Consider the following 17,479-nt stretch of genomic DNA (forward strand, 5'->3'; position numbering starts at 1 on the left):
TTGCTTATTATTCGTGTACATAGAGATCCCATCCGAGATAGTTCTCGATGGCATCCTGCAGAATGTCGGCTACATCGGTGCGAACGAGCGCTACGTGGTGCTCGAAACCATTGCGACAGATATGTTTCATCAACTTCTGCAGATTGTCTACCTTCGTTACAGCGATACAACCATCCATACCATAAGGTTCGTTGGTTATTTCGCCTTCGCCTACGTAAGCTCTAATCTTACCAGCAGCATCGTCAGTAGATATACGGAAGAAGGTGAAGTCGCCTTCGCTTACTTTAGCATCGATAGCACCGAAAGTGCGTACCTTACCTAAAGTACGACCGAGTACACCTAATGGGGTAAGTTTCAGATCGCTGTTGCCGATAAAGCCGCGTGGGAAGTTACCACAGTGTGTACATACGCACTTGTTGCGGTCTTCAGCGAAGTTATTGTTCCAGTCTGCCAAAGCTGCAGCCTCGCCTGAAGCCAAGTGGAGTGCCAACATAGATACAGCACCGGCGATATCTGTTTCGCATGCACATGGTACACCCATATCACCGAGCATAGCCATAGTGATACATGGAGCGCAACCATAGTTCTGCTCCAAAGAGTCCCAGCACTGTAAAGCTAGAGCGTCTACCTTATTATCTTTTACCCATTGCTCTACAGCTACACCAAACTTAGCCTGAGTGCGGAGCTTATCTTCGTAAGCCTCTGGCACCTTAGCATAGTCGTGAATGTCTTTAAGCTTCTGGATGAGAGCAGGATCATTGTCCTCAATCTTCTGAGCAGCGAAAATAAGCTCAGAGAGGTCTGCAGGAACTACAGTAATGCCGCTGCGCTGTAATAATTTCTCGCTAGCGCGACAAGTGTTGAAACCGAGTGGGCGTGTACCAATCTGTCCGATACGACAGTGGCGTAAGGTATTAACTACGCGGCAAATACCAGCAAACTTGTTAATATCCTTAACCAACAAGTCGCTATAGATACTGTATGTATGTAGAGATGTCAGAGAGAAAGGAATGCCATACTGATAAAGGTTGTTGCAAACAGAAATCTTACCACAGAAAGCATCACGACGGCTGTCGAGATCTACCTTGTCGTTCTCATCGTCACAAGCCTGAACCAATACAGGTACATTCAATTCTGCACGGGCAATCGTATTGATAATACCGATTTCGTAACCGAAGTTTGGCAAAGATACGATAATACCATCGATCTCATCGCGATGAGCGCGGAAGAGTTCTGCATTCTTGATACCGTCTTCGATGGTCTCAATAGAGCTGGCTCCTGTTGGAGTAGCATCCTCAGGAAGGATAATATACTCATAGCCCTGTTCGTCGAGCACTTTGAGCAACTGCTTCTTCACGTCTTTAGCCAACTCTGAGTTGAAGTAGGCGCGAGTACCAATGATCACGCCAAAACACACTTTACCATTTTTCATATCTTGTTCGTATATAGTATATAGTTTTTATTGCTTTATAAGATGCTCTACAGCCTGTCTCCAGCCTGCATAAGCCTGGGTTGTATCATGAGTTGCATCGGGGCTGATGCGCTTCGTGATATTCTTTAGACGGATAACCTCGTCTGTTTGTAACCACACTTTACGCGCAAATCCGTTAACGACGACTGCTCCAAGGGCTGAAGCATCTTCTACATCGGTGCATACGATGTCGGCACCAAGCAGATCGGCTTGCATCTGCATCAAGAACTGATTGTTGGTCGGACCGCCATCGGCAGAGAGTTCGCTGATACTGATGCCGGTGGTTGATGTCATGGCTTTCACAAGATCGGTTACTTGATAAGCGATGCTTTCTACAGCTGCACGTACGATATGTGCTTTTGTTGTGTTAAAGGTCATCCCCACGATAGCTGCCTTTACTTGATCTTGCCACCATGGTGCGCCTAAACCGGCAAAGGCTGGTATGCAGTATACACCACCATTGCTGTCTACACTATTGGCCAATGCTTCGGTTTCTACCGGACTGTTGATGAGTTTTACCTGATCAGTGAGCCATTTCAGAGTAGCACCTGTGCTGTATATATTACCTTCATAAGCATAGTAGGTTTTGCCTTGCAGGGTAAAACCAATACTGGTAACGAGACCTTCTGGAGCCTTCTGGGCTTTTTCTCCGATATTAATCATGACAGAAGAACCTGTTCCGTAAGTTACTTTACCAGTACCTGCTCCGAAACACATTTGTCCGATGAGGGCTCCGTGACTATCTCCTAATACACCAGCTATCTGTATAGGTTGCTTAAATAGTCCTGCTACTGTAGTCTCGCCATAGAGGGCGTCGCAGGCGCGTGTTTCAGGCAGAATAGCGGCAGGGATATCCATCGCTTTCAGAATATCGGCATCCCAGGTCAGGGTGTGGATATTGAAAAACATGGTACGCGATGCATTGGTATAGTCGGTGGCAAATACTCGACCTTCGGTGAGTTTCCATACTAACCAGCAGTCGATGGTACCCACGAGCAGTTTGCCTTGCTCTGCTTTTTGGCGAGCCCCTTCTACGTTGTCAAGTATCCAACGTATTTTACTTCCACAGAAAGACGGATCTATCTTCAGTCCGGCATGTTCTGTTACCAACTGTTGTAAGTGGGCATCTTGACGCCATTCCTGACAATAGTGTGTGCCGCGAGTGTCCTGCCATACGAGTGCATGGTATATCGGTTCACCTGTTGCTTTATCCCAAGCAACGATTGTTTCGCGCTGATTGGTGATAGCTAAAGAGAAATGGTTGTCAGTCAGGAATGTATCCAATGAAACTTGACTGTTGGCAGCTTCGCTCTCTAACAGTTCGCGAATGGCCTGCACCATGTTATGGAATATTTCCTCAGCGTCATGCTCCACCCATCCTGCTTGAGGATAATGTTGCTGATGAGCCACAGAGGCTCTGTTCTTCAACTTACATTGTTCGTCGAAAAGCAGTGCCTTAGTAGCCGATGTACTTTGGTCTATAGAGATGATATAATTCATAGAAGTAGTCGTTTAGGATAGAATTACTTCAACAAATCTTCAGCAGCTTTCATGATGCCTTCGTAATCGAAACCGTAATAGTGGAATACTTCCTGTGGTTTAGCGTGGATTACGTTCTCATTAGGCACACCGAGGATACGCATCTTGGTAGGACATTCTTGAGCGAGAATCTCTGCACAGATACCGCCTAAACCGCCGTATACACTGTGCTCCTCTGCCGTTACTACAGCACCTGTTTCTTGTGCAGCCTTAATCAAGGCTTCTTTGTCGAATGGCTTCAGTGAATGGTATGCCAAAACACGAGCCTTGATACCTTTCTTAGCCAACTGATCTGCAGCTTCTACACAGTGTGCTACGGTTTCGCCACAACCTACGAGGGTAATATCGTTACCTTCGCGAAGGGTCTTGGCTTTGCCGAGTTCAAATCCGAAGTTCTCGTCATCGTAAACATCAGGTACAGCGTTACGACCTACACGGATATAAGCAGGTTTGTTGCGGTTAACCAAAGCTTTGCAGAGCTGGCGAGTCTCCCAGTAATCGCATGGCAGATATACTTCCATACCAGGGAATGTGCGCAATACTGCAATATCGTGCAAACTATGATGGGTTGCACCCAACTGACTGTAAGCTACACCGCCACTCACACCGAAAATCTTAACAGGCATCTGTGAGTATGCCATATCTACCTTAACCTGTTCCAAAGAACGTGCTACATAGAAGCAAGCTGGACCAAAGATGAATGGCTTTTTGCCGCAAGAAGCGAGACCGGCAGCGACGCCTACTGAGTTTTGTTCTGCAATACCTACTTCTACAAACTGTTCTGGAAGAGCCTTAACGAAATCACCCAGTGTAGCACTACCAGTAGCATCAGAAGTAACAGCAACGATATCTTTATCTTCACGAGCCAATTCCAACAGAGTACCTGTGAAACTATGGCGACATGATAACTTATTGATTTCTTTCATTTTCGTAGATGAGTTTTAAAGTGCATTGATTTGTTCGTCCAGTTCTTTCATGGCTTCTTCATACTGCTCCTTAGTAGGAACACCATGATGCCACTTGGCAACATTCTCCATGAAACTTACGCCTAATCCTTTGGTAGAGCGAGAAATAAAGAGATGTGGCTTGCCATTGCTGTAATCTACGGCATCAAGAGCTGCCTTTACTTCTTCGATGTTATCTCCATGAATAGTTTTAACATCCCAACCAAAGGCTGTCCAGCGTTCTTCGATAGATTCGAGTGGCATAACATCCTCTGTAGAACCGGAAATCTGCAAACCATTACGGTCGATGAAAGCTACGAGGTTATCTAGTTTATACTTGTTGGCAGCCATAGCAGCTTCGTAGATACTGCCTTCTGCCTGTTCACCATCACCCATAACGACATACACGTGGTAGTTTTTCTTGTCTAGTTTGCCTGCTAATGACATACCTACACCTACAGAGAGACCGTGACCTAATGCTCCGGTATTGATTTCGACACCAGGAATGGAATTGTCTGGGTGACCACCAAGATGTGCGTGGAATGTACCATATGCATCGAGTTCGCTCTGCTCGATGAAGCCTTTATCGCAAAGTATGGTATAGAGGGCTTCGGCACAGTGACCCTTGCTCAGAATGAAACGATCGCGATTTTCCATCTTCGGATTCTTGGCGTCTACATTCATCGTGTGATAATACAATGTGGTGAGTACGTTGAGTACTGATAGGTCGCCACCGGTGTGACCTGTACCACCCTTATAAATCAGTTCTATCAGATTCTTTCTGAGAACTGCAGCTTTCTTTTTTAGCTCAAGAGCTTCCATATTTATAGGTTTTTGACGTGTTATATTTCTTATTTTTACGGCAAAAATAGAAAAACGAAAGGAAATTCGAAAGAAAACGAAACGTGTTTAACATAGTTTTAACTAAATTCATAGATGTGAAGGTTGGCTTACATCAGCGATCTCCCCCTTTGTGAAAAGGGGAGAGTCACTGCGATATCTCTTATTCCATAAGTTTGGTTCGCAAGTCATCATCAGGCTTCAAACCGAGTTTTTTGCGAATACGTCCTCTTACGGTACTTACGTTTGATTCGGATTTACCTGTAATTCGGGCTATATCTTTCTGAGTATTTCCCTCGATAATATATTTACAAACTTCTATTTCAGTCGGAGTGAAGTCGGGATAGCGCTTTGCCAGATCAATTTTTTCGGAATCTATTTCTGCCATTCTTATCTTTACGGCTTTAATAATGTTGTGTTCGGCCCTTTTATCCATTTCGCTAAAAAAAGCATTGATAATATGTTTATCTTCTTTTTTGTTACGACTGAGTCGTGCATAGGCGATGAGTTCCTGGCGGGTCATATGGAAAGAATGGAGCAAACCGTTAAGGGTGTCTTGATATACGGTGTTCTCTTGCTGCAGGCTGTTCACGGCTTTTTGACTGAATCCTGACATGATATATGTTAATATCGTCATGATGGTCATAAAGATGACTAGGTCCAGACCAAGTCGGCCACCGTCGTAAAAACCGGCAAACGCTAAACTTATCAAACTCATAGCAGTAATGTAAAAAGGTGCTCGTGGTACAAAACAGATGGTTATATAGAGCAGTATGGTGTACGAACCAATTTGGTTTATAATCAGTAGAGGAAGCACATTAGGCGGATTGATAATGCTGAGATATACCACACGAAGTGACTGTATTAACTGTGTGAGATATGCTAAGCAGACTATATTCATCACCAAGTCAACTTTCTTACTGAGATATAACCACAAACTTGCAAAGTTTGCTATCAGTAGAATAACAGAGAAAGTATAGAGTACGGAATCTTTCATGCCTGTTAAGCCTGTCAGATGTAGGGTCCAGAAAACGACCTGTGTAATACAACCACAGATATACACTACTAGTCTTACTCGCTCCAATGCATTTTGTGTGCGAGATGTTATAAATGACGTGATTCTTTTTTTTAATGCCTGTTGGGTCATATCGCTTAATTGAAGTATATATATATTAAAATTTTGCACAAAGATAAGACAATTTTAAAAATTGTGCGTTAATTTGCGTCACTTTTTTTAGATTGTGGGTCTTTTTGCGTCTTGGTTTTCTTGGTATGTATTGTTTTCTTTTATATATTTGCATCGTAAAGTTAAGGTTATCTGTATCAACATGTGTTCTAAAAATAACAGTTAACGATATATATATTATTACGCACAACTTTTTAGATCTTAATTGAATGTATTTTACGGAAAAAACGAAAGTGAATAAAAAAGGATTTCCTGTGAAGGAAGTCCTTTTTTGGTTCGCCCAATATGCGTACGTTATAGGGTGAAAGTCCCGAACGAGTCTTGATCGTGGGAAGATACTATAATGAGTTTTCTATTTTATTTTTTAGAAAGATTGATGTTTCCGCTACCTGTTTTATTTTCCTTTATTTTTTGATAGCTCAAGTTTCCGTATATGCTTCCAGATCCAGTGACATCTGCATCAACTTTTGTAATGCTACCGTTTACTTCAGTAGATCCGCTTCCGATGATGTTGAGATCAGCTTCGTTAGCTTTTATATTGTTGATGTAGATACTTCCGCTACCACATACCTCGGCGTCAAGTTCGTCACATATTAACTGGTTAATGCGAATATCCCCGCTACCAACTTCATTGAGGTCTAAATCATGCCTTAGCTTCAGTGTCTTGCAGATAATGTCACCACTACCGGTCTGATTGATTTCTTTGATGTCATTTGAATAAATGGTTATTCTCAGCCACAAGTTGTGATAAGTACCTGGTTGCATGCTAATGGTAAGGTTAGAACCCTCTTGCTTGGTTTGTACTTTATTAAATAGGGCAGTGTCTCCTTCTAAGACAACGGCTGGTTTGTCTGCATAGGCATAGTATATCTGCAACGGTCCTTCGTTGGTTATGCTATTAAAATTCTTAACTTTTATCTCCTTTTTAGGAGCATTGTCGTAAGCTTTTGAAGAAAACGAAAGAATATTTACACTTCTTCCAAAATTAATAGAGCAGCTACTTAATAGCGAAATGCATAGTAATGATAGTATCAGTTTTTTCATTTTCGGTAATATTTGGTTTATAATTATTTGCAAAGTTATATATTTTTGTGATAAACTGTAATTGATCTTTGCACTTTTTTTAATTTTTCTTATGCTTTTTGATGTTATCTTAGTCTTGTTGTTTTTTTTATGGTCTTTCAAGGGTGATTCCATTCCCATTATAATGCTTTCAATACAAATTGAACAATATTTGTGTACGAAATCGTGTTAAATTCCTTAAAATTGCAGCTTTTTTAATTTTTTTTTTGTACTTTTCACCAAATTATATATCCGGTGAGACCCACCGACGACGTGGACGTGGAGAGGGAGTGCCAGCTCATTCTTATCGACAGTTTATAATCATTATTTCATTTACTAACATATTAAATTCTTTCAATTATGATTAAGAAAAGATTTCTTTCAATGTTCATGCTGCTTGCAGCAGTAGTGATGGGCGCATGGGCACAAGAAACGCAGGTAACTTTTGTGCCTGGTGAATTTGATGCAAAGACAAGTGTTGAATACCAGTTGGTAAAGCAAGGTATTACCATTGCAGTCAGTAATGGTACAGTAACCCAAGATCAATTTCGTGTCTTTAAGAATGAAACTTTCACGGTTACCTCCACCGTTGGCAATATCAAGAGTGTTGAGTTAACAGCTTATGCTACGGGTGAGAACAAGTATGGTCCCGGCTGCCTCACTACTCCCACCACAGGCCAATACACCTTCGAAAGTGAGGGATATAAAGGAACGTGGACTGGCGATGCAGCAACATTTACACTGACTGCATCCAAAAATCAAGCACGTGTGACGCAGATAGTAGTTACCATCGGAGAAGCCGCTACAGGTATCAGCGATGTGAAGGTAAACGGCGCAGAGAAAGCCAACTGGTATGACCTCAGCGGCCGCCCATTGAATGGCAAGCCAACCAAGACTGGTGCCTATGTAAAGAACGGCAAAAAGGTTGTGATTAAGTAAACATTCTTATACCCAATATCATTCTGGGACGGAGCACTTTCGTATGCTTCGTCCCCGATCTTTTTGTGCCAACGCCATCAGGTAGTACTATGCACATCATTATCCGTTCACAGAAGAGCTTCTTTAAAAGTCTGTATAGCTGATTCTATTTGATCATCGCCGATATATACAAACCCTTTTTTCAGTAAGCTACTTAATGTTGAGTCCATATTCGATTATTCTAATAAATATTTTAATTCTAATTTTTCGGCAACGATATTCATCGTTGTGGCGATTTGTGTACAGAAGTTGGAACTATACATTGCTTCTTTGCAAATTTGATAAAGCTCTTCTGCTTTCTTAATCAGCTCCGACGTTATCGGAATGTCTGTTATCTGATTCATACCATATAGTTCTTTTAAATTTAAGAATTCTAAATGATTTATTATCATAATTTTATGGAAAATCTCTGTAGGCATATGGTTTTCGAATCCAAGCGTTCTCTTTTCTATTCGTTTATTTTCTGCAATGGTAGATAGTACCTGTAAAGGTCTTAATTCTGGAATCTTATAGTATATTTCTTTTTCAATAAAAAGATCTATAATGTTCGTTATAAGGAGTGCATAAAGTTGAGTGAAGTCATTTGACATTCTCTTGTTAAGATCTGTTGGACTAAACTTTTTATACTTATTTTGATATGTGGCAATGTTTTTGTAATAGAAAAGTTGGTAGGCTTTATTACTAAAGGTGTATGGCAGTTTGATGCCTTTTTTATGATTCTCTATCTTGAACTTCAAGTGAATAAGTTCGTGGAGTATACGATATTCTGAATCAGGCAATGCTGAATTATAAACAATGTTGTGGAAGTCTTGATTATAATCTGGACCAAATCCCAGAAAGGAGGATATTTCATCTTGTTTAAAATCTTTACAATATATTTTGCAATTTCCTTTTTGCTCCAGTTCTTTAAATACCGAATTGTTATAACTTACAATATTGATTTTTTCGGCAAGTTTACTTGCAGAATCCAACATGATTTGACCTAATTCGAAATGTATTGGATCATGATATTTACTATAGTCTGCTTCTTTTACTCCTTGACAACTCTTTTTGAAGGCGATGTCATATGCGCCTTGTTGAAAGTATATATAGGACATGCCATACCAACCATGAGGGCATGTGGAATCTGCAGTGATGCTTTTGTTATAGAAGATAAGGGCGTCATCAGTATCACCAGCATCCTGACACTGTTTGGCGTAATTATACAGTGATATTGGATCGTCATCTGTTATTTGGAATTTGTAATCGTCTGTCATCAGTCCGAAGCGTATTTGGTTTTTTGTTAATATTTATGTTGTATATAAATTTTAAGTCTGATAATGAAACAGTTATATGTGTTATTATCAAATTGTAGCTGCAAATATACAATTTTTTAGAAAATTTACAGTAATACTATGTTAATTTATTTCACGCGTTAAAGATAGCCAATTATATTCACAAAATAAGACTATATGCATAAATTTGCAAAATCAATCGTTGTCGTGATAACAATCCTATATTATAACATTAAGAATTTCAATCGTTTTATGGTTTATACCTCTCGTATAGATTTAGTTTAATATTTTTTAAAATGTTTGTTACTTTATGAAAAAAGATTTATATTTGGGACGTCATTTATAGAAGGTTGGCTTGTGACTTCAATGACAGATATAGATAGAATGTTGATAGCGAAAGCTAGAATAAGGACGAATTCCTCAATTTTGATGAACTGATCTGCAAACTATGAAAGACTTTAAAATAATTCTGACTATCCTTTTCTTGATGGGGTGCATCTTACCAGGTGTTGCACAAAAACCTTCACGTGAATTACACTATTATCCTGAAGGTGAAGATATCGTTTGTGTTAATGGAGATAATCGCTATACGAGAGCGCTTTATGGTACCCATACTCCTTTCAGACTCGAAACTTCCGACCGTCCTGTGTTTGCTTGTTGGGATAAGCAGAAAAATTATCATTTTCAGTTTATCGTCAGAGTAGGGAATACCACCAAAAAACTAGATGTTACTGATTATTGTGAGGCTCGTTATCGTGGTGGTCGACGTACCTATTTGCTTCAAGATGCAAGTTGGGGCAGTCAGGCTACCCTACAGATTGTCGCTTTAGCGTCACAGTTTGAGGACGGTGCAGTGTGGCAATTTACGGCTAAAAATTTTGAAGAGCCCTTGCAGATAACCCTCATCACTTCTCCTGTACGCAAGACAAAGATGGAGCGAAATGGTGATTTGGGTAAAGAACCACGATCTAGTTTTGAGGCTTCCGATGTGGCATTAGATTCAGTAAGTTGCACCGTTTTTTCTAAATCTTCCACATCGCGTCGTAGAAATAGGCGTTTACTTTATCGTACACAGCGTAATTCCGAGCAGACAGCTTATTTCTTTTATCATCATGAAGGATGCAAAATTGAAGTCGCGCTTACAGACAAGGCCAAGGCGCAGATGGCTCGTGAGGAAAAAGCTTTAGATCAACTTACCTCTATCATCTCTTTTCAGACGCCAGATGCTTTTATCAATACCTTAGCCCCTAACCTGGTTGCGGCAGCTGATGGATTATGGGATGGCGAAACCTGGCAACATGGTTGTATTGGTTGGCGTACACCACTTGCCGGTTGGCGAGGAGGATATGTCGCTGATGTACTGGGATGGAATGATCGGGCTGTCAGTCATTTCGATGCCTATGCCAATAGTCAGGTTACCGATATTCCTGCTGTCGAGAAGCATCCTACTCAGGATACAGCGAGTCATCTGGCTCGTGCCGTAGAGCGATGGGGAACACCGATGTATAGTAATGGTTATATTTGTCGGGTGCCCAACAATAATCATAAGATGCATCACTACGATATGAACCTGAATTATATCGATGAACTCTTGACTCATTTCGAATATGATGCAGATACGGTCTATATGCGCAAGATGTGGCCTGTGTTGCAGCGCCATTTGGCGTGGGAGAAACTGAACTTTGACCCGGATGGCGATCATCTGTACGATGCCTATTGTTGTATATGGGCTAGCGATGCCCTATATTATAATAGTGGAGCTGTTACCCATAGCTCAGCTTATAATTATCGAGGTAATGCTTTGGCTGCCCGTATAGCACAGATACTTGGCGAGGATGCAGTGCCGTATCAGCGTGAGGCCGAAGCTATTCATCGTGCGATGTGTGAGCGACTCTATGATGCGTCGGAAAACCACTGGGTGGAATTTCAAGATTTCATGGGTAAAAAGCGATTGCATAAAAGTGCTGCATTGTGGAGTATCTATACTCCGATAGACTGTGGTGTCGATTATAAAGATTATGAAAATACGAAATATGTCGATACACAGATTCCTCATATTCCTATAGCGTATATCATTCCGGAAAAATATCGTGGTAAGATCTTTATCGATTGGACCCCTCATACATTGAGTACTACCAACTGGATGCCTTATGACTGGAGTACGAATAATGTAGCTCATGAAGAGGTGGCTAATATGGCTTTAGCTTATTTTCAGGCTGGTCGACGTCAAGAGGGCTTCGAACTGCTAAAGAGTGATTTGCTCGATGAAATGTATCTCGGACAGAGTCCGGGCAATTTCGGTCAGATTAGTTATTATGATGAGGCTGTCAGTGAGGCTTATCGTGATTTCGGCGATAATATAGGTATTACGGCGCGTGCTGTTGTTAATGGACTGTTTGGCGTTCAACCGAATGCCTTAGCGGGTACATGCACGATTCAACCGGGATGGCCTGAAGAGTGGGATAGTCTCTCGTTTAAGTCTCCTTATTTGTCGTATAAGTTTCGTCGTGAGGGTGATAAGGAGGTCTTTGAGATTCATCAGCATTTTAAGCAACCTCTGAAAATGCAAATTCAGGGTAAAGTTCATGGAGTAAGGTATTGTGTCGAAGGAAATAGAGATTCGGTTCAGATCATCGAAATTTCCGATGAAGAAAAACATCGTTTTGCCCATATACAGTCGCCAGCTACGTCTGCCGTGATTGCATCAAGTATCAATTATGGTACCGTTCCTCCGGCAGTATCGCATCGTCCTTTCCGCATGATTGATCTTTCCACCTTATATAATAGTAATATAGACGATATCTTCAAGAACAAGTATCTCAGTCCTCGTTCGCCTTATACTACCCTTGAGATACCAGTGCAGGGTATCGGACAGTGGTGTATTCCTCATCGAACGGCAGCAATCGAAGACGAAGGCTTCCGGTCTAGTCTTGTATCTGATGCAGCAGCATTGAAGGACAGCAAGACCATCGGTTTGGGAGTCTTTCAGGCGAAGCTCGATGATCAGACCGTCGATTTCATGAGTGCGAAAGAAGGTAAGAATATCATTTACACATCACTTTGGGATAATTATCCGGATAGTGTAGAGATACCATTAACAGGCAAAGCCAGTTGTGCATGGCTGCTCTTGGCCGGAAGCACCAATAATATGCAGAGTCGTATCGACAACGGCGAAATCGTGGTAACCTATAAAGATGGTACAACGGATATATTACCTTTGCGTAATCCAGATAATTGGTGCCCGATAGAGCAAGACTACTTCATCGATGATTATGCTTTCAAAGTAGAAACCCCAAGACCTTATCGTGTTCATTTGGGCAGTGGTTTAGTGTCTCGTCATCTTACCGATGCCTTGCAACTGCATCAATCTCCTCAGTTTAATGGGGCTAATCCCTATATTCCGGATGGTGCTGCAGAGATATTGTCCATGCCGCTCAAGAGCGACAAAAAACTGAAAAGTATTACGATCAAAACACTTAGTAATGATGTAGTTATCGGACTCATATCACTTACTCTTCAATAGAGAAAAAAGTAAGTGAAACTACCTATATCTCTTGTTATTTTTTCTTTCAAAATAAATATAAATATTCTTGTTATTTCATAAAAAAATAGTACTTTTGCACACGAATAAAGAAAGCCTCCATAGAAGTGGCTCTAATGCGTTTAATTAATAATCTTTCTTCTGAGTGCGAGAATCAGATTTACATGAAATAGTATAAGGTGTTAGCATGGCATAGAATGCAGCATAGTATTTATATATCACTTTCGTTCGTATAGCTTGTTCTAGAATCGTACTAAAAGAGATTGATTTTTTATTTTTTACTAATAAGAAGAGATTTAATGAGTTTAAAAAAGAATTTTTCACCTCATTCTGAAGAGCCCCATTTCGGGATTAGAAGAGTTATTGTTGAGATTTTGTGTATTATCAGCTTGTTGTTGATGCTGTTTTTTAGCATATTTTAAATTTGCAGTTGTACGAAATCATTTCGAATTACGATAAAAAGTTGTATCTTCGCAAAAATTATAACTAGAATTGAGAATGATGAATACAAAAGAAGTACCTGTATTGTTACTTACAGGTTATCTAGGTAGCGGTAAAACGACATTGGTAAATCGCATCTTGGCTAATCAGCAAGGTATTAAGTTTGCAGTTATCGTAAATGATATCGGTGAGGTAAATATAGATGAAACACTTATTCAGCAGGGTGGTGTTGTCGGTCAGAGTGAGAGCGACGACAATTTGGTAGCCCTTTCTAATGGTTGTATTTGTTGTACACTGAAGATGGATCTTGTACAGCAGATTACAGACCTTGTCAACGAGGATAAGTTTGATTACATCGTGATCGAAGCCAGCGGTATCTGCGAACCTGCTCCTATCGCTCAGACCATCTGTTCTATTCCTACTTTAGCTCCACAGATGATTAAGAAGGGTGTACCTCGTCTTGACAGTATCGTAACTGTAGTCGATGGTCTTCGCATGATAGAGGAGTTTGATAATGGTAGCGCACTCCAGAAAGCTGATATCGGTGAAGATGATTTGGAAAGTCTCGTTATCCAGCAGATAGAATTCTGTAACACGATACTTCTCAATAAAGCAGAAAATATGACCGATGAGCAGAAGGGTAAACTGAAGGGTATTATTCGTGCCATCCAGCCTAAAGCCGAAATTATTGAGTGTAATTACTGCGATGTTCCTTTCGACAAACTGATTAATACGCATAATTTCGATTTCAATAAAGTTGCCACTTCTGCTGCATGGCTTGAAGCTGTAGAGGAGGATGTCGACCTTGAGAACGAGGAAAGTGGTGAGGCTTTGGAGTATGGTATCGAAACTTTTGTTTATGAAAACCGTCGTCCTTTCGACTTGGGTTCTTTCGATGAGTTTGTTTCTACGAAGTGGACAAAGAATATTATTCGTTGCAAGGGTTTGGTTTACTTCCGTGATGAACAGGAAACTTGTTATGTATTCGAACAGGCTGGTAAGCAGATGAATCTTACCAATGCAGGTCAGTGGTATGCTACTATGCCAGCTGATGAACTGAAACAACTGCTCGAAAATAATCCTAAGGTGAAGGCACAGTGGGATGACAAGTATGGCGACCGTATGCAGAAGTTGGTTTTCATAGGCCAACATTTGGATCGTGAGGCTATTACTAAGGGACTCGATTCTTGTCTTGAAGACTAAAAAAAATGCTCGCTATTGATTCACAATAGCTTGAGTTATATCAATAAATAGGCTTGATCTGAAATTTCTTATTTTAGGTCAAGCCTTTTTTTATGCTTATTTGCATAATAAACTGTTCTTGATGAGAATAATATGGTTATATATGACAATTTTTTAATTTATTTGTCGAAAAATGCAGAAAAATTATGTTTTCTTTAAAAAAACAGGTTTAAAATTTTGGTTGTTTAATAAAAGTTGCTATCTTTGCAGTGTTATCCTAAATACAATCTTTTTACCTTAAATAAAAGCTAATACCTATTGAAGATTTGGAGCGGGAGGCTGTGAAGTCCACCGCTTTTTTTTTGTGTTTTTTATGATTACATTATTGCCTAATTAACAAATAAGTGTTATATTTGCACTCATATAGCAATAAACCATATTTTTGATACTCATTTAACCTAAGAAATGAAACCTTTAAAACCAATCGTATTCATGTCTGCTTTATGGATGTCAGCGTCGCTGTCAGTGCAGGCTCAGAGTCAAATTTATCCGAATCACTTTGATCTTCAGGATGTTCAACTTCTTGATGGTCCGATGAAATCGGCCATGGAAATCAATTTTAACACGTTACTAGCTTACGATGTGGATCGACTGCTTACCCCATTTGTTCGTCAGGCGGGTTTGCACGAAGGTCGTTATGCTGATTGGCAGAAGAAGCATCCTAACTTTAAAAACTGGGGTGGTGACGGCTTTGACCTTTCTGGTCATATTGGCGGGCATTATCTTTCAGCGCTGGCTATGGCTTATGCAGCTTGTCAAGATGCTGCCACCAAGGAGCGCCTACAGTCTCGTCTTCTTTACATGATTGATGTTTTGAAAGATTGTCAGAACTCTTTCGATCAGAATACCACGGGGCTTTATGGCTTTATCGGTGGACAGCCTATCAATGAAGATTGGGAGAAACTCTATCAAGGCGATATCTCAGGTATCTGGCAACATCGTGGATGGGTGCCTTTTTATTGTGAACATAAGGTGATGGCTGGTCTGCGTGATGCGTATCTTTATGCGCATAATCAGGATGCTAAGTTAATGCTGAAGAAGATGGCAGACTGGTGTACTCAACTTATCGCTAAGGTAAGCGATGCTGATATGCAGAAGATGTTAACCATCGAGCATGGTGGTATCAATGAGAGTATGGCCGATTGCTATGCTATATTTAAGGATACTCGTTATCTCGAAGCGGCTAAGAAGTATAGCCAGCGCGAAATGTTAGAGGGTTTGCAGTCGCTCAATGCTACTTTCCTCGATAATCGTCATGCTAACACACAGGTTCCTAAGTATATCGGGTTCGAACGTATCGTAGAGGAAGATCCTGCAGCATTACAGTATGCTACTGCTGCTTCAAACTTCTGGCAAGATGTAGCTCATCATCGTACGGTATGTATCGGTGGTAATAGTATATCTGAGCATTTCCTATCTAAGACTAACAGTAATCGCTATATCGATAACCTCGAAGGTCCAGAGAGTTGTAATACCAATAATATGCTTAAACTCTCTGAGATGTTAAGCGACCGTACTCATGATGCTGGTTATGCTGATTTTTATGAGTATGCCATGTGGAATCATATCTTGTCTACTCAGGATCCTCAGACGGGTGGCTATGTGTACTTTACCACACTACGCCCACAGGGGTATCGTATCTATAGTGTGCCTAACCAGGGTATGTGGTGCTGTGTGGGTACTGGTATGGAGAATCATAGTAAATATGGCCATTTCGTATATACTCATGATGGTGACCGTACTTTGTATGTAAATCTTTTTACGGCAAGCAAACTTGATGGTAAGAAGTTTAAACTGACTCAGCAAACGAATTATCCTTACGAGCCTAAGACCACGATTACGATAGAAAAGTCTGGACGTTATGCCATCGCCATTCGTCGACCATGGTGGACGACATCAGATTATCGTATCCAGGTAAATGGCCAGACGCAGCAGTTGAATATTCCATCAGCAGGAACTTCTGCTTATGCGACACTCGAGCGTAAATGGAAAAAAGGAGATGTTATCACTGTCGATATTCCGATGACCTTGCGCCAGGAAGCGTGTCCGAATTATGAGGATTATATCGCTTTGGAGTATGGACCGATACTGTTGGGCGCTCAGACCACATCACAGAATGAGGCCGAAGCACGTGCTACAGGTTTACAGGTAGAAAAATTGCAGAATGAGTATGCTGGTGATGGCCGAATGGATCACTCTCCTGGTGCTGTCGGTAGCAGTAAAAGTCTGATCAGTGCACCGATGCTCATTGGTGATCGTAGTGAGGTTCTCCGTCGTGTGAAAACGCTTGACCCTAGTAAACTTACCTTCACCATTGATGCTTCTCGCACAGACTCTCTGATTGGTAACTATGCGTGGAAATCGCTTACTTTGAAACCATTCTATAGCATCCACCATTCACGCTATATGTGTTACTGGTATCAGCAGACCTTAGGTAACTATGCCAAGAGTGATATTGCCATGCATGAAGCTGCCCGTCAGGCACTCGACGCACGTACGATCGACTTTGTGGCAACAGGTGAGCAGCAGAGTGAAGCCGGACATGAGTATAAGTATAGTGATGACAGTAATCGTGGTAACTGGCATGGCGAAACCTATCGTGATGCACAACCTAATGGCTATATCCAATATGCCTTATATAATAAGGATAAACAGAAGGATGGCTTGTCGCTGCTTTGTCGTTTTGCCACAAGCGACCGTGGACGTATGGCTACGCTTACGGTAGATGGAGTAAAAATAGCTGATATCAAGATACCTTCTCATGTGGAAGGAGCTGAAGGAATATTCTTTAATGTAGAGTATCCGATACCTGCTAACTTGTTGGTAGATGCTAAAGGTAAGGTAAAAGAGAAAGTTGCAGTTAAACTGACGGCTTCATCGTCTACACCTTGTCCTGGATTTTATTATTTGAGATTATTGAAAAGTAATTAAATAATTATTTGGTGCAAACCAAAAATTGTA

At 40.9% G+C, this 17,479-nt stretch carries 11 protein-coding genes; 4 read left to right on the forward strand and 7 right to left on the reverse strand.

The genetic code is table 11. The features are described from left to right. Positions 1–7: 7 nt before the first annotated feature. From L6471_RS01405 to L6471_RS01430, 6 genes are all read right to left on the reverse strand, one after another. Entirely contained in the window at positions 8–1,432 is a 1,425-nt protein-coding gene (locus L6471_RS01405) for an L-fucose/L-arabinose isomerase family protein (RefSeq protein ID WP_006282171.1), read from the reverse strand. Between the two features lie 27 nt (positions 1,433–1,459). Then, entirely contained in the window at positions 1,460–2,971 is a 1,512-nt protein-coding gene (locus tag L6471_RS01410; RefSeq protein ID WP_237797082.1) for an FGGY-family carbohydrate kinase, read from the reverse strand. A gap of 23 nt (positions 2,972–2,994) precedes the next feature. Continuing rightward, positions 2,995–3,936: a transketolase family protein gene (locus tag L6471_RS01415; RefSeq protein ID WP_006282173.1), complete on the reverse strand. Its 942-nt coding sequence runs from the start codon at positions 3,934–3,936 to the stop codon at positions 2,995–2,997. Positions 3,937–3,951: 15 nt separating this feature from the next. Further along, positions 3,952–4,776 (reverse strand): transketolase, encoded by an 825-nt coding sequence (locus tag L6471_RS01420; protein WP_237797083.1) that lies wholly within the window; start codon positions 4,774–4,776, stop codon positions 3,952–3,954. 181 nt (positions 4,777–4,957) lie between these two features. Continuing rightward, on the reverse strand, positions 4,958–5,791 hold the full coding sequence (locus tag L6471_RS01425) for a helix-turn-helix transcriptional regulator (RefSeq protein ID WP_237797084.1): 834 nt from the start codon (positions 5,789–5,791) through the stop codon (positions 4,958–4,960). A 546-nt stretch (positions 5,792–6,337) separates the two neighbouring features. Continuing rightward, complete coding sequence (locus L6471_RS01430; RefSeq protein ID WP_027454255.1) at positions 6,338–7,024, reverse strand: GIN domain-containing protein; 687 nt, start codon at positions 7,022–7,024, stop codon at positions 6,338–6,340. A 378-nt stretch (positions 7,025–7,402) separates the two neighbouring features. Between L6471_RS01430 and L6471_RS01435 the strand changes: the two genes are divergently transcribed. Then, positions 7,403–7,981: a hypothetical protein gene (locus tag L6471_RS01435; RefSeq protein ID WP_237797085.1), complete on the forward strand. Its 579-nt coding sequence runs from the start codon at positions 7,403–7,405 to the stop codon at positions 7,979–7,981. A gap of 215 nt (positions 7,982–8,196) precedes the next feature. Here L6471_RS01435 and L6471_RS01440 read toward each other — a convergent pair whose 3' ends face one another. Then, entirely contained in the window at positions 8,197–9,276 is a 1,080-nt protein-coding gene (locus tag L6471_RS01440; RefSeq protein ID WP_094448521.1) for a hypothetical protein, read from the reverse strand. Positions 9,277–9,742: 466 nt separating this feature from the next. Between L6471_RS01440 and L6471_RS01445 the strand changes: the two genes are divergently transcribed. The 3 genes from L6471_RS01445 (at position 9,743) to L6471_RS01455 (ending at position 17,449) form a co-directional block, all read left to right on the forward strand. Continuing rightward, on the forward strand, positions 9,743–12,817 hold the full coding sequence (locus L6471_RS01445; protein WP_237797086.1) for a DUF4450 domain-containing protein: 3,075 nt from the start codon (positions 9,743–9,745) through the stop codon (positions 12,815–12,817). 519 nt (positions 12,818–13,336) lie between these two features. Further along, on the forward strand, positions 13,337–14,479 hold the full coding sequence (locus L6471_RS01450) for a GTP-binding protein (RefSeq protein ID WP_074803279.1): 1,143 nt from the start codon (positions 13,337–13,339) through the stop codon (positions 14,477–14,479). Between the two features lie 444 nt (positions 14,480–14,923). Then, positions 14,924–17,449, forward strand: a complete 2,526-nt coding sequence (locus L6471_RS01455) for a glycoside hydrolase family 127 protein (protein ID WP_237797087.1) — start codon at positions 14,924–14,926, stop codon at positions 17,447–17,449. The last annotated feature ends 30 nt before the right edge of the window (positions 17,450–17,479 follow it).

The organism is Segatella bryantii, from assembly GCF_022024215.1.
GTDB lineage: Bacteria > Bacteroidota > Bacteroidia > Bacteroidales > Bacteroidaceae > Prevotella > Prevotella bryantii.